Annotated in this window: 21 protein-coding genes and 1 pseudogene; 9 read left to right on the forward strand and 13 right to left on the reverse strand. The window is 36.9% G+C overall.

What is annotated here, in order from left to right; genetic code table 11:
* Nucleotides 1-2: 2 nt before the first annotated feature.
* The gene (locus tag EXE09_RS09860) at nucleotides 3-1049 is read right to left on the reverse strand and encodes a linear amide C-N hydrolase (RefSeq protein WP_130117148.1); all 1047 of its coding nucleotides are present in this window, start codon (nucleotides 1047-1049) and stop codon (nucleotides 3-5) included.
* Nucleotides 1050-1062: 13 nt separating this feature from the next.
* Entirely contained in the window at nucleotides 1063-1818 is a 756-nt protein-coding gene (locus tag EXE09_RS09865; protein ID WP_130117149.1) for a hypothetical protein, read from the reverse strand.
* Nucleotides 1819-2055: 237 nt separating this feature from the next.
* Here EXE09_RS09865 and EXE09_RS09870 point away from each other — a divergent pair, with 237 nt between their 5' ends.
* The 4 genes from EXE09_RS09870 to purB all read left to right on the forward strand — a co-directional run bounded on the left by EXE09_RS09870 (nucleotide 2056) and on the right by purB (nucleotide 5929).
* Nucleotides 2056-2541 (forward strand): NUDIX hydrolase, encoded by a 486-nt coding sequence (locus tag EXE09_RS09870; RefSeq protein ID WP_130117150.1) that lies wholly within the window; start codon nucleotides 2056-2058, stop codon nucleotides 2539-2541.
* A 4-nt stretch (nucleotides 2542-2545) separates the two neighbouring features.
* Nucleotides 2546-3682, forward strand: coding sequence for a tRNA 2-thiouridine(34) synthase MnmA (gene mnmA / locus EXE09_RS09875; RefSeq protein ID WP_130117151.1), 1137 nt, complete (start codon nucleotides 2546-2548; stop codon nucleotides 3680-3682).
* A 67-nt stretch (nucleotides 3683-3749) separates the two neighbouring features.
* Nucleotides 3750-4481, forward strand: coding sequence for a high frequency lysogenization protein HflD (hflD, locus tag EXE09_RS09880; RefSeq protein WP_068972802.1), 732 nt, complete (start codon nucleotides 3750-3752; stop codon nucleotides 4479-4481).
* 59 nt (nucleotides 4482-4540) lie between these two features.
* Nucleotides 4541-5929 (forward strand): adenylosuccinate lyase, encoded by a 1389-nt coding sequence (gene purB / locus EXE09_RS09885; protein WP_111858760.1) that lies wholly within the window; start codon nucleotides 4541-4543, stop codon nucleotides 5927-5929.
* Between the two features lie 395 nt (nucleotides 5930-6324).
* On the opposite strand, the gene EXE09_RS09895 is transcribed toward purB, so the two are convergent.
* A complete protein-coding gene (locus EXE09_RS09895) occupies nucleotides 6325-6567 on the reverse strand; it encodes a hypothetical protein (RefSeq protein ID WP_130117152.1) in 243 nt (80 codons plus the stop codon).
* A 210-nt stretch (nucleotides 6568-6777) separates the two neighbouring features.
* Here EXE09_RS09895 and EXE09_RS09900 point away from each other — a divergent pair, with 210 nt between their 5' ends.
* Complete coding sequence (locus tag EXE09_RS09900; protein WP_130117153.1) at nucleotides 6778-7416, forward strand: DUF2238 domain-containing protein; 639 nt, start codon at nucleotides 6778-6780, stop codon at nucleotides 7414-7416.
* A gap of 210 nt (nucleotides 7417-7626) precedes the next feature.
* Here EXE09_RS09900 and EXE09_RS09905 read toward each other — a convergent pair whose 3' ends face one another.
* On the reverse strand, nucleotides 7627-8001 hold the full coding sequence (locus tag EXE09_RS09905; protein WP_068972798.1) for a winged helix-turn-helix transcriptional regulator: 375 nt from the start codon (nucleotides 7999-8001) through the stop codon (nucleotides 7627-7629).
* A gap of 125 nt (nucleotides 8002-8126) precedes the next feature.
* On the opposite strand from EXE09_RS09905, the gene EXE09_RS09910 reads away from it, so the two are divergent.
* On the forward strand, nucleotides 8127-8984 hold the full coding sequence (locus EXE09_RS09910; protein WP_130117154.1) for an SDR family oxidoreductase: 858 nt from the start codon (nucleotides 8127-8129) through the stop codon (nucleotides 8982-8984).
* A 104-nt stretch (nucleotides 8985-9088) separates the two neighbouring features.
* Here EXE09_RS09910 and EXE09_RS09915 read toward each other — a convergent pair whose 3' ends face one another.
* From EXE09_RS09915 to uvrB, 6 genes are all read right to left on the reverse strand, one after another.
* On the reverse strand, nucleotides 9089-9769 hold the full coding sequence (locus EXE09_RS09915; RefSeq protein WP_130117155.1) for a hypothetical protein: 681 nt from the start codon (nucleotides 9767-9769) through the stop codon (nucleotides 9089-9091).
* Between the two features lie 10 nt (nucleotides 9770-9779).
* Entirely contained in the window at nucleotides 9780-10553 is a 774-nt protein-coding gene (locus EXE09_RS09920) for an MFS transporter (protein WP_416332365.1), read from the reverse strand.
* A 238-nt stretch (nucleotides 10554-10791) separates the two neighbouring features.
* A complete protein-coding gene (locus tag EXE09_RS09925) occupies nucleotides 10792-12249 on the reverse strand; it encodes a glyceraldehyde-3-phosphate dehydrogenase (RefSeq protein WP_068972795.1) in 1458 nt (485 codons plus the stop codon).
* A 273-nt stretch (nucleotides 12250-12522) separates the two neighbouring features.
* Entirely contained in the window at nucleotides 12523-13455 is a 933-nt protein-coding gene (rarD, locus tag EXE09_RS09930) for an EamA family transporter RarD (protein ID WP_130117156.1), read from the reverse strand.
* Between the two features lie 150 nt (nucleotides 13456-13605).
* The gene (locus EXE09_RS09935; RefSeq protein WP_087554008.1) at nucleotides 13606-14196 is read right to left on the reverse strand and encodes a lipocalin family protein; all 591 of its coding nucleotides are present in this window, start codon (nucleotides 14194-14196) and stop codon (nucleotides 13606-13608) included.
* 127 nt (nucleotides 14197-14323) lie between these two features.
* Complete coding sequence (gene uvrB, locus EXE09_RS09940; protein ID WP_130117157.1) at nucleotides 14324-16345, reverse strand: excinuclease ABC subunit UvrB; 2022 nt, start codon at nucleotides 16343-16345, stop codon at nucleotides 14324-14326.
* Between the two features lie 178 nt (nucleotides 16346-16523).
* On the opposite strand from uvrB, the gene EXE09_RS09945 reads away from it, so the two are divergent.
* Together EXE09_RS09945 and EXE09_RS09950 are read left to right on the forward strand one after the other, a co-directional pair.
* Nucleotides 16524-17306, forward strand: a complete 783-nt coding sequence (locus EXE09_RS09945) for a hypothetical protein (protein WP_130117158.1) — start codon at nucleotides 16524-16526, stop codon at nucleotides 17304-17306.
* Between the two features lie 64 nt (nucleotides 17307-17370).
* Nucleotides 17371-18786: a GGDEF domain-containing protein gene (locus tag EXE09_RS09950; protein ID WP_130117159.1), complete on the forward strand. Its 1416-nt coding sequence runs from the start codon at nucleotides 17371-17373 to the stop codon at nucleotides 18784-18786.
* 301 nt (nucleotides 18787-19087) lie between these two features.
* On the opposite strand, the gene EXE09_RS09955 is transcribed toward EXE09_RS09950, so the two are convergent.
* Nucleotides 19088-19270: a hypothetical protein gene (locus EXE09_RS09955; RefSeq protein WP_068974356.1), complete on the reverse strand. Its 183-nt coding sequence runs from the start codon at nucleotides 19268-19270 to the stop codon at nucleotides 19088-19090.
* 221 nt (nucleotides 19271-19491) lie between these two features.
* Here EXE09_RS09955 and EXE09_RS09960 point away from each other — a divergent pair, with 221 nt between their 5' ends.
* A complete protein-coding gene (locus EXE09_RS09960; protein ID WP_130117160.1) occupies nucleotides 19492-20718 on the forward strand; it encodes a pyridoxal phosphate-dependent aminotransferase in 1227 nt (408 codons plus the stop codon).
* 285 nt (nucleotides 20719-21003) lie between these two features.
* Here the strand turns inward: EXE09_RS09960 and EXE09_RS09965 are convergent, their stop codons facing one another.
* Entirely contained in the window at nucleotides 21004-21417 is a 414-nt protein-coding gene (locus tag EXE09_RS09965) for a hypothetical protein (RefSeq protein WP_130117161.1), read from the reverse strand.
* Between the two features lie 70 nt (nucleotides 21418-21487).
* Nucleotides 21488-22340, reverse strand: a pseudogene (locus EXE09_RS09970) (IS5 family transposase).
* Nucleotides 22341-22370 lie beyond the last annotated feature (30 nt).

Raw genomic sequence — 22370 nt, forward strand, 5'->3', positions numbered from 1 at the left:
TCCTATTGGATGCCCAAAAACTTAAAGGGTTGAGTCACTTTAAACGAAGAGTTTGCCTTACCCGCATAGACTTTCGCTTGATCGACACCTAACTCCAGTTTTTTGGTTTTACCATCTTTAAAATCTATATCTTTTAAGTCTACCCAAAATACGTTTGGTGATACAGCAGATTCAAAGAAATATAAACCGCGCTTATGGTCAACCACAGTACGCCAACGAGTTGAAGAAATATTCGGTTCCTCTTCAGTATTTAATCCAAACGGTACTGAGGTATTACGTATCACACTGAATACACTCGCTAAAGAGTGTTCCGGTGTTGCATCTTTTGGAATAGCATTGATATAGAATGACGCTCTTGCAAAGCGATCTGCTGCACGGTTCGTACCAGGCAACATGGTTGTACCACCAATTTGTTTCCAATAGGTATTCAATGCCAATTGCTGATCAAAAGTCGGCGAGTTCGTCATCACTTGATATTTTTTGTTGTGATGAATCACTTGTTGTCCATTAATATATTCAATAATTGCACTATCACCAGTTGAATCAGAAATAGATAGATGCAAGGTCGCTAAACGCTTTTCACCAGGCACTTGATCGGTCACAACCATAAAAGGTTCTTTCTCAAGTGCTGCAATCGCTTCATTCACAGTTGCATAATTGTCCAAGACATATTGTGCCCATAATGAAATACTTAACGGTGGTTTTTTATTCTTATTTACATCTGGATATTCAGACTCGACCAACCACAATAAGTTTGCAACTAAACCTTTCTCATTGACACCATCTGTTGTGGAAATATCGTAGCCTGTTGCAATAACACTACCGTACTTAGACGTCCATTGGATGGAATGTGGTCCTGCCATACCTGTACGCTTTACATTGCTTGGCAAAATCCATAGATTTGTTCCGACATCGCTCTTCCAATCCATAGAACGTGCTGTCATTACATCATTATTGCCCAAATAGACAACGCGTGTACAAGCCGTCGCGACTTCTGCAGCAACCATAAGCCCTGCTGCAAACAATACTTTTTTTAGCGCATTATTCATACTTCAGTCCCTCTCAGAAAATAGGTAAATTTATACCGATGACTGGTCCATGTTGACGAATGTCCCAATGAAAATGATCCGATTTATAGTCTTGTTCAAAATAACGATAGCCCGCTCTGAGATTTAAATCGCGGCTTAAAACTGGAATTCGATACCCGATATAAGCTTGTGCAGAAATGGTATTTTCACTACCAAAAGTCACTTCTGAAGCTAAATTCCACAATGAGTCAAAATTATATTTAAAGCGTGAACCCCAAAAGAACTCATCCCAAGTTGCATGAACATCAATCCCTTGATTGAGAACAACGAGTGTTGCTTCTGCTTTTGTTCTATGTGTACCCACTGTAGGTTCAACAATAAGTTTTGCTTGGTTTTTTGCTGTCTTTTCAGGTGAAATATAAGCTTGGTAGTAAATGCCATAACTGCGCTGATCTAATTTCGTCCCCAATGCTATAGGAATATGCATGACACTTTTTTCTTGTGATGTTTCTACTTTTTGTAGATCTGCATAAATTCCCCATTTGCCTTTGCTTAGATCCACATGTCCCATAAAAGAACGATCTAAATCTTTTAAAGTTTCTTTAAAAGGCTGATCTACATCATAATTCACTTTACCTTTACTGATCTTTCCATCTACATCCGCAGCAAACGCATATAGATTGACATTCAGCTTCGGTGAACCTTGTAACGATTCTGATAACTCACCCGAAAAAGTCACTTGGCTTAAAAGAATACCCAGTGAAAAACATAAATATCTATTAATTTTCATAAAATACTCCAGTATGAGTATTTTTTATCACACGTTAAACTACAAGTATATGAATTATTTAAATTTTTAATTTAATTAATCTAATATAAAATTTAATAAAAACTAAACCAAATTCTTTAATAACTGATTTATATTGTGATTTAAAAATATACTGATCAATGTGAATAGGAAATATCCACCATAGCCACCACGTCTAAAATTTTGTAGAATATCGCTTTATTTCCCACGGTGCTGGTTATGACCACTTGGACACCTCATGTTACTGTCGCGACTGTCGTCGAAAAAGACGGAAAATTTCTTTTTGTAGAAGAACATACCGAAGGTGTGACACACACAGTGTTCAATCAACCTGCGGGGCATGTGGAATGTGGTGAATCTATCATCCAAGCAGCAATTCGTGAAACAATGGAAGAAACTGGACATGCAGTAGCGGTCGATTCATTACTCGGAATCTATACCTATACCCCGCCGATGTTTCCAGATCGTACCTATTTTAGATTTTGCTTTTTAGCCCATGTGCTTGAATATTTTCCAGAAGCAGAACTGGATACAGGAATTATTGGTCCAAAGTGGATGACGCTTGAAGAATTAGTAGAATCTGCACGCGCACGCAGTCCATTGGTGATTAAAGCTGTACAAGATGCACTTTCTGGGCAAAAATACCCGCTTTCGCTCGTTTATGAGCACCAAAATTCTCCTTTAATTTCAAATTTGGATGCCTAGTCCTATGCAACAACGTGTCATCGTCGGTATGTCTGGTGGTGTAGATTCATCTGTTTCTGCCGCACTACTTCTTCAACAAGGTTATCAAGTTGAAGGACTTTTCATGAAAAACTGGGAAGAAGATGACGGCACAGAATACTGTACGGCAATGGAAGATCTTGCGGATGCGCAAGCGGTTTGCGACAAAATTGGCATCAAACTCCATACAGCAAACTTTGCGATGGAATATTGGGATCGTGTCTTTGAACATTTCCTTGCTGAATATGCAGCAGGTCGTACACCGAATCCAGATATTCTCTGTAATAAAGAAATCAAATTCCGTGCATTCCTCGATCATGCGGTGAACTTAGGTGCTGACTTTATCGCAACTGGGCATTATTGCCGTCGTGGTGAAACTGCAACCAATTCACGTGGTGAGGAATATGCGCCATTGCTTCGTGGTGTAGATAATAATAAAGACCAAACCTATTTCCTGCATGCAGTGCATGGTCGTGAAATTAGCAAAACCTTGTTCCCTGTCGGTGAAATTGAAAAACCTGAAGTGCGTAAAATTGCGGAAGAATTAGGTTTAATCACAGCCAAGAAAAAAGATTCAACAGGTATTTGTTTTATCGGTGAACGTCGCTTTAATGACTTCTTAAAACAATATTTACCCGCTCAACCTGGAAAAATTGTCCTAGATACAGGAAAAGAGGTTGGTGAACATCATGGCTTAATGTACTATACGCTCGGTCAACGTGGCGGTATCGGCTTAGGTGGACTTAAAGGTGCTGAAGAAGGTGCTTGGTTTGTTCTACATAAGGATATTGAAAATAATCGCCTCGTGATTGGTCAAGGTCATGAGCATCCATTGATGCAAAGTACCGTGTTATGGTCTGAAGCGATTGACTGGGTTGCAGGCGAGCAAGCGATTCCTGAAACAGGTTTCCGATGCGCGGCTAAAACTCGTTACCGTCAACCTGATCAAGCATGTACAATTTATAAAGATACTGATGCACCAAATGGTGTTCGTGTTGAATTTGATGAACCACAACGTGCTGTTACACCTGGACAAAGTGTTGTGTTCTATGTCGATGAAGTTTGTTTAGGTGGCGGGGTGATTCATCATACCAATGCACCAAAACCTGATTTTATTGAATGAGTTTATTAAATAGCTTTATTGAATAAAGACGTGTTAATCATTGCAATTTATTTAAAGGAATTTAGGCATGGTTGAGTTGCCCTTTCAACAGCCTCAAACTTTGAATCAACGCCAAAACAAAGCTTTGGCGTTAGCAGCTGTGTTCCAAGCAACACAGCTGACGCACATGACTGCAATGACAGGTCGTCAAAGTATTGGTGAAAGTGGTAATTTTTATTTTGAACAACTCATAAAAGCCAGCTTAAATATCCGCCCTTCCGATAATAAATCAGCACAAACATTAGATTTTTTTCATCAACTTGCTGATATTTCACTGGGTTTAAAAACCTTAGAAAGTAGCATTACCCAACCTTTTTCAACATCACCAAAATCTCGAATTCCTAAACTTGCCAATGCAAAATTACCTATGTCTTATGCCATGTCACTTTTGGCTTTAGAAAAAAAGGTGTATAGCAATCCGAAATTTGTAGAAATCATTGAGCAATCCCAACAAAAAATATTAAAGCAATTGTCATTTTTTGATCATAATTATTTACATCCAAGTATTATTGCCAATTTAGCGCAGACCTATGTAGATACCGCAGGTCAAATCAATCCACGCATTCTCGTCCGTGGTAATGCAGAAGCATTTAAAGATTCGTCACATACCAATCGCATTCGTGCCAGCTTATTTACAGGTTTACAAATGGCGCATCTTTGGCGTCAGCTTGGTGGAAGTTCATGGAACATGATCTTTAGCAAGCGTAAACTTCTTCAAGATATTCAAGATCTTGCTCGACTTCAATATCAGGTTGTATAACTGATGTTCAATACAGTTTTTTCAGTTTTACGTTTAATTCCAAAGTTTAGGGAATCTTTATGAACGCTTTAACCGCACTTTCTCCATTAGATGGACGCTATGCTAGCAAATGTGATGCACTCCGTCCTTTCCTCTCTGAGTTTGGTTTAATCCATGCTCGTGTGACAGTTGAAGTGCGTTGGTTACAAGCGCTTGCTAACCGTCCTGAAATCACTGAAGTTCCTGCATTTTCAGCAGAAACCAATGCTGCTTTAGATGCAATTGTTGCAAACTTCTCAGAAGACAATGCCAACCGCATTAAAGAAATTGAACGCACAACCAACCATGACGTAAAAGCAGTTGAATACTTCTTGAAAGAACAAATTGCTGATATCGCAGAACTTAAAAATGCGGGCGAATTCATTCACTTTGCATGTACGTCTGAAGACATCAACAACCTTTCACATGCTTTAATGTTGAAAAATGGTCGTGCTGTTCTGGTTGAGTCTATGCAACAAATCGTGGATGCGATTGCTGCTTTGGCTGAAACTCATGCAGAACAACCAATGTTGTCTCGCACACATGGTCAAACTGCAAGCCCAACAACTTTGGGTAAAGAAATGGCGAACGTGGCTTACCGTTTAGCTCGCCAAATCAAACAATTCAACCAAGTTGAATTATTGGGCAAAATTAACGGTGCTGTAGGTAACTACAATGCACACTACTCTGCTTACCCTGAAATCAACTGGCCTGCGCACTCACAAGCATTTGTTGAATCTTTAGGTTTAACATTCAACCCGTACACCACTCAAATCGAACCACACGATTATATCGCTGAAATGTTCGATGCTTTACGTCGCTTCAACACAGTATTGATCGACTTTAATCGTGACGTTTGGGGCTATATCTCACTTGGTTTCTTCAAACAACGTTTGAAAGATGGCGAAGTGGGTTCTTCAACTATGCCACATAAAGTAAACCCAATTGACTTCGAAAACTCTGAAGGTAACTTGGGTATTGCGAATGCTGTACTTGCACACCTTGGCGAAAAATTACCAATTTCTCGTTGGCAACGTGACTTAACTGACTCTACTGTGCTTCGTAACATGGGTGTTGGTTTGGCACAAAGCTTAATCGCTTTTGAAGCGTGCTTAAAAGGCATTGGTAAACTTGAATTGAATGCTGCTCGTATTCTTGAAGATCTTGATCATGCTCAAGAAGTTTTAGCTGAACCGATTCAAACTGTTATGCGTCGTTATAACGTTGAAAAACCTTATGAAAAATTAAAAGCATTGACTCGTGGTCAAGCAATGACACGTGACATGATGGTTGATTTCGTCAATGGTAACGAGCTTGAAGCCGTTCCTGCTGCTGACCGTGCTCGTTTAGCCGAAATGACACCTGCAACATATACAGGTAATGCTGCTGAACAAGCAAAACAAATCAAAGATTTAATTTCTAAAATCTAACTTTTAAACCCGTTTAAAATAAAAAAACGAAGCTTCGGCTTCGTTTTTTTATTGGATTTTTATAAATATTATTAACCGATGTGACGCAGTAACATAAAAAGTACTGTTGTTTCTAGATAAAATTGGATACGCGATAACGTCATCCACAAGTGTTTGAGGCCAGACTACTTTTAATTAGATATGTTTCTGCGATGTATACGATATTTTGACGGTAGTGGACGAGTTTTGTGGATGACAATGGTTTTGCCTACTTTTTCCGAAAAAAAAGTAGGTCGAGCCGAAGGCAAGTCCCTAAATCAAAACTTTTGACGCAAGACTCCGCTGAGAAATATTAATACAATTTGAACAGAAATACTTCATTTTTCAAATGTGTATATCAGTTATTGATTTTGAAACTAAGACATCGGACAATAACGCATCCAATCCGCTTTCATTTTTTCGAGTTCTTCACCCGTTAAAATATCACTGAAATAAATATAATACGTCACATCAGGATATTGGATTTCATGACGATACAACATGCCACGTAAAGATACAGAGAACTCTTCAGGAAAATCATCTGTCAATTGATACAACTCTTCAAAATCATAATTAAAATAACAATTTTGTTTTGCCTCAAATGCTTCAATCAAAGCCACGCCTAATCCCTAACTTCAAAAAAAATACAGTGTAATAGATTCGATTGCTAAAAACTTAGATTGGTTGCTAAAAGTGGTTAAACCACATACAAAATAAGTTTGTAATAACCTATTTAGAATATTTAACACTCGAAATATAAGGTTTAAAATTTCGCATTTTGTTTATATTTTGATTACAATGCTGACAATAAATTTAAGAAAAAATACTTAATGATTTACCATTCTCTTACTCAAAAGCATTGGATAGTGCTTGCTGTACTCGCAATTGCCATTATTTTAGCGAGTATCAATCCTTTAGAATTTCCATCCTATATGTTGCATCAAATTGGTACAGTATTGATGCTCATAGCCCTATTCTACTGCTTAAAAAAAATCGGGCTGAATTTTTCTTCATTTGCACTTTATATTGGTTTTTTAATTATTCACGTGATTGCAGCGCATTATCTCTATTCCTATGTGCCTTATAATGATTGGGCAATCAAATATTTAGGTTTTGATTTAAATCAGGCTATGGGTTGGACACGGAATATGTTCGACCGTTTTGTGCATTTTTTCTATGGATTATTCCTTTATCCATTTTTCTATCGCCTTTTCCAAGTTTGGTTACCAAGTTTAAAACCTAAAGTATTATTTTTATTGGTGATTCAATTTGTCATGGCAACCAGTTTATTTTATGAATGGATAGAATGGTGGATCGCAATCGGCTTATCACCTGAAGAAGCTGAAAACTATAATGGTCAGCAAGGCGACATTTGGGATGCACATAAAGATATGTTCTTGGCGACGATTGGTGCAATCTTCACTGGTTTAATGTATTTAAAATCAAAGCCTAAACTTAACACTAAGTAATTAACATTTAGGAATAAATATAATTCCTGTAATTTGCATTACAGTAAATTGTATATTGCAATGATATTGATTAAGTATTTGCCCTAACAATGATTTTCAGATGGTAATATCATTCCATTTAGCATCTAGGGCTTTTATTAAGCACGCATAGCTTATGACTGACTAATTTAAGCCATCATGAATCATTTAAAGCTTAAATTTTCAAACAGCTTATTTGGCTAGTCTTTGCTTATTTTCTAAAATATCAGGCAAACTACGCTCAATCCATCCGATTAAATAATTTAACTTTTCAGCAGCTTGCGCACCCAAAATCGTAAGCTGATACTCTACTCTAGGTGGAACTTCGGGATAAACTGTACGTAAAACAAAGCCATCTTGCTCTAACACTTTTAAGGTCTGAGCCAGCATTTTCTCACTCACGCCTTCAATACGATTACGCAACTCACTAAAACGTAGCACACCATCACTCAAACAACGCAAAACCAATACTGACCATTTACTGGTAAGGTGTTCCAATATCTCTCGTGAAGGACATTCACTGGATAAAACTTGTCCAATCAAATGACTTGAAGCATAGATGCTCATCAATTCTCTCCGCTCAGTTATAAGCTTACTTTTAGGTATGTACTTACATTTGGTAAGTTTAACAATTAAGATAATAGCATCAAGTTTAAAAAACATCCAATTTTAATATGGATAAAGGTGAAATGATGAAAATTGCAATCACAGGTGCTACAGGTCAACTCGGACATTTGGTTATTCAAGAATTACTTAAACAAGTTGAAGCAAATAATATTATCGCCTTAGTACGAGATCTTAAAAAAGCTGAATCACTCAAACAACAAGGCATTGAGTTACGATTATTCGACTATGATCAACCTGAAACGCTCGCACCTGCTCTCGTTGGAATTGATAAATTATTGCTCATCTCAGCCAATGAAATTGGTCGTCGTACGCCACAGCACAAAGCTGTGATTGAAGCAGCAGTTGCCTCAAATGTGCCTTATATTGCTTATACCAGTTTACTCAATGCGGATAAAAACCCATTAGGATTGGCGCAAGAGCATCGTGAAACAGAAGCGCTGATCCAACAAAGCGGTTTGCACTACACCTTCTTGCGTAATAATTGGTACAGCGAAAATTATCTTGCGAATGTTCAACATACTGCCGATGTTGGAACACTTTATGGCAGTGCTGAAAATGGGCAAATCAATTCAGCCTCTCGTCAGGATTATGCAGAAGCTGCTGCCAAAGTTCTAACTTCAAATGCTCATGAAAATAAAATCTATGAATTGGCTGGTTCAACCAGTTTTACCCTTACCGATTTAGCACAATTTATTGGTTTAGCTACAGGTAAATCCGTGCAATATCAAAACATCAGCGCAAATGACTATAGCAAAGCATTAACAGAAGCTGGGCTTCCTGTAGGATTGGTCGAAGTGATTGTGGATGCGGATGTACAAACAGCAAAAGGTGCAATGTTTAGTGACAGTAACGATTTAGAAAATTTGATTGGTCGCAAAACCACAAGCATTCAAGATCAAGTGAAAGCTTCGTTGAGTAAGTAGCTTTATTAAATTAATAGCCTTCTTCAGTAATCACATTGTATATCAATCAATTGCATTCTCTTATAGAGCCATTCTCTATGAGAGAGTCGCTAGATTTTAAATATTTATGGATGAATATTTTTTACAGGTAAATCAATATTCATTTCTAAATCAGCAAGTGACTGACGCTGAGTGTTGTACATCGTGGCATTAAACACAGCTATTTTTTTCATTGTCATCGGATCATTAATATTCAAAATAGGTTTTAAGCGATGTTTGACGTACAAATGCGCCACTTCATCAAATTCAAAGTAAACATTTCCATTAAACATGATTCGAATCGGAACTTGGTAACGTCGTTTCAATTGAAAAGGAACAGATAGTTTGACAGGAATATCTAATTTTAAAGGAAATTTAGGTAGTAATTTATTTTGATAAACCAAATCTGTTGTGGTCTCCAAAGGCATTACCGTTGAAATTTGAATGGTCGTACTATAATCAATATCAACTTGAATTGGTGTCGCAACTTCAAACGCCAAACCTGCTAAATACTTACCTTGCAAAGGTAGGTTTAATTGCCGATCAATATTCAGCTCTGTGTCTAATACACCCTTCGCTTGGGTTTCTAAATAATTTCCCACATGAATTTTAGTGGGTAAAGAATCTGGTAAATTGATTTGAGCGTGTTGTGCAGATACATACATTGACGCTTGTATATTCAGATATAGCCAAACACCAATCGCAATCAAAAGCACCACACTTATAAATGCGAGCAGTAAGTTTCGAAAAGAATTAAAAATCCACATCGCAAATATCCTATTTCACAACATTGGATTGTGAAGTATCCGCTTTCGTCATGTTTTCTCTTAAGTCATGCTTTTTAGAATTATTTAGTTCTTCTATACTTCGAGATAAACGTAGACTATTGAGTGGAATGGTGAGTTGCCCTTTTTCTATTTTTACTGGTAAGGTATTTTGCACATCCACAGTTGCTTCAAGTGCTGATTTAATTGGAACATTTAAATGCCCTTGAATCGGAATATTGGCTTTTAATGTTGTGACCAGTGGTACATGTAAATTTTCCTTAAGCACAGTTTTGACTGGTGCATCAAACTTTAAATGAACCTGCTGTTTTAATGGAACTTGTAAGTCAATTGGAACATCCATCTGAATCGGAATCGTACCTTTAAGTGGTAAAGTAATATCCTTACCCAACACTTGAACTTTAACTTTAGTATCGATTGGCATGTTTTGGTTAATTTTAAGTATTTCTTTTACAGGTATCATCGTTTCTATTGGAACTTGGTTATCAAAATAAACTCGTGGCGTTAAAGTCTGTGTAATCGGCACATTCAGTTTTTCATTGATTGGAATTTCCGCGTTTACTTTACCTGTGACATCGACATCCAAAGCATCATGTATTTGTACTTTTGCTTGTAACGGGGCTTTCAGGTCAATACTAACCGCCTGATTCTCTAAAGGAATATAGATACTAAAATGCTTAAAAACCCAAATAGCGATCAATACACCACAAACTGTAGCAATAAGTATAAAAGCAATTATTGAAATACCATGCTTGAGTTGCAAAATTCATTCCTTGAGGTTTTGACCATGATTTATTTTAATTTACTTTGTGATTTAATTTACATTTTTATGTATTAAAGTCGATTAATATTGTTTTATTTCTGCGATTATTCTTTTCTTTTTGAAGAATTTAAGAGCAAACATCCGAATTTAAATTTTATTATCTTTATATAGGCGATAAAAAACCCAACATTAAGTTGGGTTTTTCATACTTACAAATACAATTTAAACAATACGTTTAAAATTATGCATTTGTCTCAGCAGGTGCTTTCGGATAGCTTACGCCACACATTTGTTCTGCGATACGTAATACTTGGCAGCTATAACCCACTTCGTTATCGTACCAAACATACGCTGTCAAACGGTTACCAGAAGTGATTGTTGCTTGCGCATCAAATACACCCGCTGTACGCGAACCGATAAAGTCAGATGATACAACTTCAGTTGAGTTTGTATAACCAATTTGACCTTGAAGGCTTGAGTTGATTGAGATTTGACGAATGTATTCGTTCACTTCTTCACGATCAACTTCTTTCTCAAGTGTTAAGTTAAGAATTGCAAGCGATACGTTTGGTGTAGGTACACGTACTGAGTTACCAGTTAATTTACCTTGCAATTGAGGTAAAGCTTTTGCAACTGCTTTTGCAGCACCAGTTTCAGTAATCACCATGTTCAACGTTGCAGCACGACCACGACGATCCGCTTTGTGGTAGTTATCAATCAAGTTTTGGTCATTTGTAAATGAGTGAACTGTTTCAACGTGACCATTGATTACTTTGTATTTGTCTTCTAACACTTTCAATACAGGAGTGATCGCGTTAGTTGTACAGCTTGCAGCAGAAATGATTTTGTCTGAATCAATGATGTCAGCTTGGTTTACACCAAACACCACGTTCTTCATATCACCTTTACCAGGAGCAGTCAGTACCACACGACCTACGCCAGCACAGTTCAAGTGCTGAGAAAGACCGTCGATATCACGCCATTTACCAGTGTTATCAATTACAAGTGCGTTGTTGATACCATAAGCTGTGTAATCTACTTCAGCAGGGCTAGATGCATAAATCACTTTGATGAAGTTACCATTTGCAATGATTGCTTCGTTTTCTTCATCAACAGAGATTGTACCCTCGAAAGAACCGTGGATTGAGTCACGACGTAACAATGAAGCACGTTTCGCTAAGTCACCATCAGATGATTTACGAACAACAATTGCTTTAAGGCTTAAACCACGACCAAGACCTGATTGGCTGATGATTAAACGCGCTAAGATACGACCGATACGACCAAAACCGTAAAGTACAACATCTTTCGGCTCAACCAATGCTGGACGACCATTTAAAGAAGCTACTGCTTGAGCAACAAATGCATCAACGTCGCCGCCTTTTTCTTTATATTCAACAGCAAGTTTACCTAAATCAACTTCAGCAGAACCGATATTATCTAATTTTGCTAATGCTTCTAAAATAGGAAAAGTATGAACAACTGAAAGCTCAACATCCATCATACGTGTACGACGGTGTGCTTTAAGAATTTGAATAACTGAACGGTTCACTAAAGAACGACCGTACACAGAAGTCACAATGTTTTTTTCACGGTATAATTGACCAATTAATGCAATCATACGTTCCGCGATTTCTTCACGGTTTTTCCAGCGACCTTGGTGCTCTGCATGTAGGGCGATGATAGTGTCTTTGCTCACAGATACGTCCTCTATTTATGTATATATCTAGACATGGATTTAAATCGAGACAATTGTAAAGGAATTCTCTGCAAGATTGAATCAAAAGCTGAGATGCCAATGCAAAATTTCGCATATATTCACTATAATTTTACAAAATACCAATAATTATTTAAATGATGGTCTATTTTTATACAATTCTTTGACCTTAGCTCAAGCAATTCATTATTTTTCTTGTTTTCTCATTCTTCTCATTGCCTATCTTTTATTCATCAAAGATTTAATTTAAAAGTTCTAATCATTCAAACGCTCTGGAAGCTTTTCAACATTGTATTTCAAATGCTCAGTATTTTTTCGTTGCTTATAAATATGCAAAGCACCTTCTAAAGCCAATATCGCAACTGCGCACCAAATCGGAATATACGTCAGCCATTCATCTGCCTGAATCACTTCACCCAGTGCCAGTGAAACCAAAGCCAATAACACAGGTTCTAAATAACTCAGCAAACCAAATAAAACCATCGGTAAAAAACGACTGGCGAGAATATAACTCCCTAAACCAATTGCACTCAGTAACCCTAGCCCTAGCACGACAATAATTAAAGTCGGTGAATCAACGAATTTACCATAAGCATTTAAGCCCGAATGTGCGAAATAAATTGCAACAGGGATGCAAATCAGAATATCCCACCAAAAACCACCTAAATTATCTGTTTTGATTTGCTTACGAATGAGAAAATACAACGCATAACCGACTGCAACAGATACCGTTTCCCACGCTATACTGCCTAGACGCCACAACTCATGTCCAACACCTAGAATCGCAAAAGCTACCGCAAGCATCTGGAATTTGGATAATTTTTCTTTATAAATTAGACTTCCAGCGAGCACCAATACCAACGGCAAAAGAAAATATCCCAGCGAAACTTGTAATCCTCGGCCATTCATTGGCCCCCAAAGGAATAACCATAACTGGAAGCATGTTAATGCAGAGGTAATCATTAAAAGTAAAATTAATAAAGGTTGTTTGACTAAGCGTTGAAAAATAGTTTTAACATGTGCAAAGTCCCCACTCCACAACATAAATGCCGTTAAAAAAGGCAATGTGGCAATAATTCGCCAACCAAACGTTTGCTGACTGTCAAAATCCCCAAGTAGCTTGGAATAAAAATACAAAACCCCAAAAGTGACCGATGCCAATATAGACAATGCTACGCCTTTAAACATCAGTCGCCTCACGGTGATTAAAAAACATTCCCTAGTATTATAAACATCTTCCGAGCGAATTAACTTGAACTTTCATTTATTTTTAAGCTTTAACCCAAACATATTTTTTGAAGATGATTCGATTCAAACTGTTCCACTTAAAAGTGAATATTATTCAGTCACATTTTGCTTCGTTCTGATCAAATCTTTAACACTAAATCCTACACTTTGCGCATAGCGCAAAAATTCTGTCACCTGTGCTTCATCTGGATGAGGATTTCGAGATAGTAACCATAGGTACTTACGTTTTGGCTCTCCGACCAAAGCCATCTGATATTGTGGATCTATTTTGAGCACCCAATAATCACCACGAGCAACGGGCAACCAACGAATCGCTTCAGGAATAAAACTGACTTTAAATTTAGAATTAAATGGCTCATTGCTAATAAAAGCCTCACCTAATGAGCGTAGTTCTTTTCCATCATGGGTCATACAACGGTTATCTACCGCAACATTTCCATACTCATTTACCGTATAGCGTGCTGTTACATCAGATTTACATTCTTTTTGAAAATACATCGGTTTTCGTGCAACTTCATACCATAATCCAAGGTATTGGCTTAACTCTAATTTCGGAACAGCAGCTAAAGTTGTATTTTCGGCATAAGCTTTAGGAAAAATTCCAGCCGCAAAAAAAATTCCGCCAATTATTATTACTTTCTTCATATTATCAATATTGGGTAATGTTTTAAATAATTGCACCTTATCCCCTCAAAATGACTTTCTAATATTTATAATAAAATAATCATAAATTAAACAAACGACTGTAGCATTATGTATCCTCCACGATACAAAATACGACAGCCTTAAGTTTTATTCACCCAAATTATTACTGCAATAATCTGGCTTTCAGACGCACAATTTCATCCCGTAATCGCGCGGCTTGTTCAAACTGCAATTCTTTCGACGCTTTTAACATCTCTTTTTCCAGCTTGGTAATGTGCTTGGTAAATAATTTAGGATCAGACAATAAATGTTGTTCATCAGCAGTCAATGCTTGATGCTGCTCTGCAATCCCCGCTTCAATTTCTTCATCTTTTAGCACTTCACCTGTATCAATCTCTTTGATCACTTGTCTTACTGCACTGCGTGGTGTAATGCCGTGTTCTTCATTGAATTGAATTTGTTTGGTTCTACGGCGATCAGTTTCATCGATCGCTTTTTGCATCGAATCCGTTATACGATCCGCATATAAAATTGCTTTACCTTTCACATGACGAGCAGCACGACCAATGGTTTGAATTAAAGAGCGTTCAGAACGTAAAAAACCTTCTTTATCTGCATCGAGGATAGCAACCAAAGACACTTCTGGCATGTCCAAACCTTCACGTAATAAGTTGATTCCAACCAAGACATCATGCACACCTGTACGCAGTTCATGAATAATTTTCACACGTTCTACAGTATCAATATCAGAGTGCAAATAAGCAACTTTAACCCCATATTCCTTTAAATAAGAAGTTAAATCTTCCGCCATACGCTTAGTCAAAGTTGTGACAAGTACGCGCTCATCCAATTCTTTACGAATATTAATTTCAGATAAAACATCATCGACTTGGGTCAATACTGGACGTATTTCAATGGTAGGATCGACCAATCCTGTAGGTCGTACTACCTGCTCTGCCACTTGTTCAGATTTTTCTAGTTCATATTTTGCAGGCGTTGCACTGACATAAATCGTTGCAGGAACGATACGTTCCCATTCTTCAAATTTCATCGGACGATTGTCTAAAGCACTCGGTAAACGGAAACCATAATTGACTAAGTTTTCCTTACGCGAACGGTCACCTTTATACATTGCACCAATTTGTGGAACAGTCACGTGAGATTCGTCGATAATCAACAAAGCATCGTCTGGGATATAGTCGAACAAAGTCGGCGGTGCTTCACCTGCTGGTCGTCCAGATAAATGACGAGAATAGTTTTCAATACCATTGGTATAGCCCAATTGTTGCATCATTTCTAAATCATAACGGGTACGTTGCTCAATCCGCTGCAATTCAATCAGTTTGTCATTTTCTTTAAAATAAACTTGACGCTCTTTGAGTTCTTCTTTGATCGTACCAATCGCACGTTCTAGATTATCTTTCGGTGTCACATAGTGACTTTTGGGATAAATCGTCACACGCGGTGCTTTGCGTACCAATTTTCCAGTAATTGGATCAAACCAACGAATCGAATCCACTTCATCATCAAACAATTCAACCCGTACTGCATGTTGATCAGATTCCGCAGGGAAAATATCAATAATTTCCCCACGAATACGATAAGTACCACGTAAGAATTCTAATTCATTCCGCGTATATTGCATTTCAACTAAGCGTCGAATGATGTCATCACGACTAATTCGGTCACCTTGCACGATATGCAACAACATACTCATATAGGCATTTGGATCACCCAAACCATAAATGGCAGATACAGAAGCCACAATAATCGCATCACGGCGTTCTAATAATGCCCGTGTCGCAGAAAGGCGCATTTGGTCAATATGATCATTAATCGCGGAGTCTTTCTCGATAAATGTGTCCGATGATGGTACATAAGCTTCAGGTTGATAGTAGTCATAATAACTGACGAAATATTCAACCGCATTATTGGGGAAAAATGCTTTAAACTCGCCATAAAGTTGTGCTGCTAAGGTTTTATTATGCGCCATGATAATGGTTGGTCGTTGCGTTTGTGCAATGACATTTGCCATGGTATAGGTTTTACCTGAACCCGTTACACCTAATAAGAGTTGATCGTGAAAGCCCTTATTCACCCCATCAACCAATTTAGCAATCGCTTGGGGCTGATCTCCCGCAGGTTGATAATTTGTCACAAGTTCAAAAGGTTGATTTTCACTCACAATAATTCACTCTTTGACCAATTTGAAAGACACAGCTTCTAGTTTAACAGAAAGCGATTGAAACAACGGTTTCATCTCATTTTAAATGGGGCTTTTTACACAATATTCAACAAATACCCTTGACCCTTTTGGGTTTCAATAGCAACATGGAAACAAGCCGATTACAAGATGAAAAAACATGACTTATCACTACCATGATGAAAGCATAATCAAAGAGTTACCTGAAGACACAATTTTTGTCTTTGGCAGTAATATGGCGGGCACTCATCAAGGTGGTGCTGCAAAAACAGCATTATTATACTTCGGTGCGACGAAAGGAGTTGGTCGTGGCTGGGCGGGGCAAAGCTTTGCGATTCCAACCATGAATGAGCATTTACAACAAATGCCACTTTCTCAAATCCAACATTATATTGATGATTTTAAAATTTATACTAAAAATCACCTTAAAATGAAGTACTTCATTACCTCAGTGGGTTGTGGTGTCGCAGGTTATAAAGTCGAAGAAATTGCACCAATGTTTAAAGGCATTTCACGCAATGTTATTTTCCCAGTTTCATTCCGTCCATTTGTAGAAAAAACACTGCCTAAACTGACACAAAAACTGCTACACAGTTTTCTCACAGCAGATGTTATTTTCAGCGCAAATTTAGAACAAAAAGTTCAAGATTTAGATTTAACTGAAGCTGAAAAGAGTTTAGCCCAAATCGTGATTAATACACCAATGTATCCTACTGATAGTAATGGGCGAGATCGTAGCTTTGAAATCAGTGATATTCTAAATACGCTTAAGAGCAAGCAAGTGATTGATGCTGATATTCAGCATGATGAAACAAAAACACTTGGTGGGGTAATTTTAGCAATTTTAGAGTTGTATAATATTAACGAGCATGATTTTATAGAAGCGTGGAATGCTCAAAAAGAAATTTCTCCACCTAAAGCTGCAAATAAGGCTAAAAAATAAGCTATATTATACCAAGGCTTTATTTTAAATTTTTTACAACATTTATAAAAACAAGGAAATCATTATGGGAGAAGTCGATCTATCTATTTTCAACTTATCTCCCATGGCAATGTGGATCCAAGACTTTAGTGCGGTCAAAAAAACTTTCCAGCAATGGCTAGACGATGGTGTTGAAGACCTAGAACAATACCTTCTAGAAGATCCTGAACGCTTACAACCTTGCTTAGTAATGATTCGCACTATTCGTGTGAATCAAAGCACTTTAGATATGTATGAAGCATCCAATCTCGATGAAATCTTACATAGCTTTGCAAACTTACACTCAGAAAAAATCAGTATAGAAAAGGTTAATTTTTTTGTTTCTTTATGGAATAAGAAAACACAATACATTTGTCCATCTGTAAACTATACCTGTAAAGGCAAACAAATTGACATTCAACTTAAAGCCAGTTTTATGCCTGGCTATGAAGACAGCTGGGAGCGTTTGTTACTGACAACTGAAAATATTTCTGATTACCAAAATGCGCGACGATTTGCTGAAACTTTATTTTTACATTCCCCTACTGCATTGTGGGTAAGAGACTATAGCCAGATCAAAGTAATATTTGACCAACTAAAACAACAAGGCGTAAATGATCTCGTCCGCCACATGACAAAACATCCGGAGTTTGTCAAAAAATGCTTTGAAAGTGTAAAGAATATCGGCGTTAACCAAGCTTTACTAGACCTTTTTAAAGCTGGTAATAGACAATTGTTCTTTGACAATTTATGGCAAATTCTTCGGGAATCTAGTCAGCAAAATTTCCATGCCCAATTATTAGCTTTATGGAATGACGAACACCAACAAAGTAGAGAATGTGAGTATCAAACTGTTCATGGAGATATTCTCAATATACGTGAACAATTGGTGATCTTTCCAAATTCACATAATAATTGGGACACAGTGCAAATTGCATTTACAGATTTTTCTGAGCGAAAAAAATTAGAAAATCATTTATTACATCTCAGTAAGCACGATCAGCTCACTCAACTCTATAACCGTACTTTTTTTAATGATGAGATTTTAAAACTCCAATCTACAATTTTTTACCCGGTATCCTGTGTATTTTTCGACCTCAATGGTTTAAAAGAAATTAATGACATCTATGGGCATGACCAAGGTGACCAAATTCTGAGAAGATTTGGCAAAATTTTAAAAACAAGTATTACTCAAACCCATTATTCAGCTTCTCGACTTGGCGGAGACGAATTTGTCATTCTCATGCCGAAAGCAAAGCAAATTCATATCAATAGATTATTAGATAAAATTCGTTATGAATTAGAAGTTGACCAAATCAAACATCCGGACTTCCCTATTCATGTTGCAATTGGTTATGCAACGACACAGTCAAATGAGTCCATTGAAGCCTTGCTTAAAAGAGCTGATGAAATTATGTATTCCAATAAGCAAGCTTTTTATAATTCATCTCTCAAAGATTAACATTAAAATAATAAGCTACACTAAATAATTAATAAAACTTAATGTTTTAAAATATAAATTAAATATTGATAATCAATATTATGCCTCGCAACCCTTAACCTCTGCTATGGGTTTTGCAATGTCTCAACCTCATGAAAAAAGTTGAAAATATGTTATGTCTCGCTGATATTAACATGTATGAAAAAGAAAAATATTATCAATATTTTGAACAAATTATTGAAGAATAAATTCTGATAAATATAAAAACGCTATAATAAAAAATAGGCGCTTAAAGCACCTATTTTTTTATTTCATGTTGAACTTAACGCTTACCCATCGAACGACGAGTACCTCGTGGTGGCATCCACGTACGATCTGCATATTGCTGTGGTTTTGGACGCATGTCTTCCACATCTTCATCCGCAGGTTTCGCATCATTTGCATGCTTAACAGGAAATGGAAGTTTTACTACGGGCTTTTTCTTGGGAGTATTTTGGGTGCTCATGTGATTCACTCAATTTTAACTGTGCATATTGTACGAAAATTTCTGCATCGATGCGAGTGATTGGCAAATTCAGCCTACATTTGTATTTTCTTGATACAGTATATTTTGAATTTTCGTGCATTTTTAGTGAATTTGCATATTTTTTGGACGACCAACTTGCTATTTTTAAGCTATGATAGTTTGCTTTTTATTTTTTAATCCCTATAAGAAGGAATACTGCCGTGGACGTACGTCTCTCTGATCGTGTAAATGCCATCAAACCGTCTCCAACGCTTGCTGTTACCAACAAAGCTGCTGAATTAAAAGCTGCTGGTAAAAACGTAATTGGACTCGGTGCTGGCGAACCAGATTTTGACACCCCACAACACATCAAAGATGCTGCTATTGCTGCAATTAATAACGGTTTCACAAAATATACCGCTGTTGATGGTACACCAGGCCTTAAAAAAGCGATTATTGCAAAATTAAAACGTGACAATAATCTTGAATACGCTGCTAACCAAATCTTGGTTTCTTGCGGTGGTAAACAATCATTCTTTAACTTGGCACTTGCTTTGTTAAACAAAGGTGATGAAGTGATCATCCCTGCACCTTACTGGGTAAGCTACCCAGATATGGTGATCATCGCTGAAGGTGTGCCAGTTGTTGTAAAATGTGGTGAAGAACAACGTTTCAAAATTACGCCTGCTCAACTTGAAGCTGCTATCACTGACAAAACGCGTTTAGTGGTATTAAATAGCCCATCTAATCCTACAGGTATGATCTATACGAAAGCTGAATTAGAAGCTTTGGCTGAAGTTCTTCGTAAATATCCTGAAGTTTACATCGCTTCTGATGATATGTATGAACCAATCCGTTGGGATGATGAGTTCTACAACATCGCAACTGTTGCACCAGACCTTTATGACCGTGTAATCGTGCTCAATGGTGTATCTAAAGCATATGCCATGACTGGCTGGCGTATTGGCTATGCAGCAGGTCCTGCAAAATTGATTGGTGCGATGAAAAAAATCCAATCTCAATCTACTTCTAACCCAACTTCTATTTCACAAGTTGCTGCTGAAGCTGCATTGAATGGTCCTCAAGACGTTCTTCAACCTATGATCGAAGCGTTCCACCGTCGTCATGACTTAGTGGTAAATGGCTTGAATGACATTAAAGGTATCACTTGTCTTCCTGCTGATGGTGCATTCTATGCATATGCGAACATCCGTCCATTGATTCGTGCGAAAGGTTTAAAATCTTGCACAGAGTTCTCTGCATGGTTATTGGAAGAAACTGGTGTTGCTGTTGTTCCTGGTGATGCGTTCGGTTTAGGCGGTTATATGCGTATTTCTTATGCAACTGCTGACGAAGTTCTTGTTGATGCACTTGCACGTATCAAAAAAGCTGCTGATTCAATCGAAGGCGTAGATGCTGCGATTGCTTCAATTGCTGCTGAAAAATAATCGGTATTAAAAAATAGGGCGTTTTATACGCCCTTTTTATTGCATTACAAACTGACTTTCATTTAGGTAATGTATACAAGTTTCAAAATAAATTAAAATTTAACTTATTGATTTAATTTAATTAAATAACGTAAGACTCTTGCAAATTAGTTACTTAAAATCTCTCAAGTCAAAGTCTCTTATTATAAAAACACATCATAATGTGATCATTTAAATAATAAATCTCAACAACCTCTAAATAAATACGAATTAAATTTTAATTCCGAAAATACTCCTCTATTGTTTCTATTCTTTTCCAATAATATTCTGGAAATTTTTCGATATTATTATCTTTTTTTTAATTTTTTGAATTTCTATTATTATATTCTTCCTAATAATTAAAGGTGTTTTTTCATATAATTCACCAATTCTTTCAGGCCTGCTTTCTAAATAAGCTAGAATGAATAATGCATATATTTTATCTTTTTCAGGTTCACCATTAATTTTACTAATAATTAAATTTAAATCATCTCTCGAACACATTAATTCTAATTTTTTTATGTTATTTAACAACATAGATTCGTGTTCAAGTTTTCCAACTCTTTCTAAAAAAACTTTTTCATCAAGATCACACTCTTTTAGATTATAACTTTTCCATATTAAAAAAATTATTAATATCCCCCCTATTAAAATTAAGATTTTTTTTAATTTTATAGTCATCTATTTTACCTCTAATAGGCTTTGTTGCACAAAGGTTTATAATTTGAAGCATTCCCCAACTCACTCAAATTTAAGTTACAACTCGAGTATGAGGTCGACCTAATTCCGTAAATTTATTTAGTACGGCTATACGGGCATGTATTTCATTTACTTGACTTGAAAAATGCCTAGCTGACAACTTATCGCCTAATAATTTGATGCAATGCATCTTGGTTTCCACCAAACTGCGGCGATGATAGCCTGACCATTTTTTCCATAATGTCCTGCCTAAATGTTTAACTGTTCGAAGTAATTCATTTCGCTCTAGCGAGCTACTCTTTGTATCTTTCCATGGTTTCGCATTTTTTCTAGGTGGAATCACCGCATGCGCTTGCCGATCTGCAATGACCTGACGGCATTGCTTGGTGTCATAAGCTCCATCGGTATAAACAGAGTCAATCTGCTCATCTTGTGGAATCTGATTAAGTAAATCACCAAGCACCTGTGAATCACTGACATTATTGGTTGTGAGCTGAATAGCGCGTATTTGTAGGGTTTTGGCATCTATACCAATATGTAGTTTACGCCATTGGCGACGATATTATCGACGAGTAGGTGGAGACAATTACTGCTTTTTTGATAGTTAATTGCAATATCAATATGCTTTTGTCTTCTACAAATAGTGGAATAATCTGGCGCTGTCCAATCTAAACTACAAAGCCAGTGACCATACGTAAAGACAGACGGAATAAGGATTTAATCATCAGACAGCATTGGATAGCTGCATCAGAATAGGTTTGATTTCGACCATGTTTACCTTTTGGTTGAGCGTACCATTGAGTTTTGGGATCAAACCAAATAGAGATATTTCCTCGATTTATTAATGCTTTGTTATAAAAAGACCAATTGGTTGTACGATAGATTTTAGGTGTGGGCTTATTCATTTGAGAATTATAATGTTGAATAAGCCTTAA

It is taken from the genome of Acinetobacter sp. WCHAc060025, assembly GCF_004209355.1.
In the GTDB taxonomy this organism is placed as follows: Bacteria; Pseudomonadota; Gammaproteobacteria; order Pseudomonadales; family Moraxellaceae; genus Acinetobacter; species Acinetobacter wuhouensis.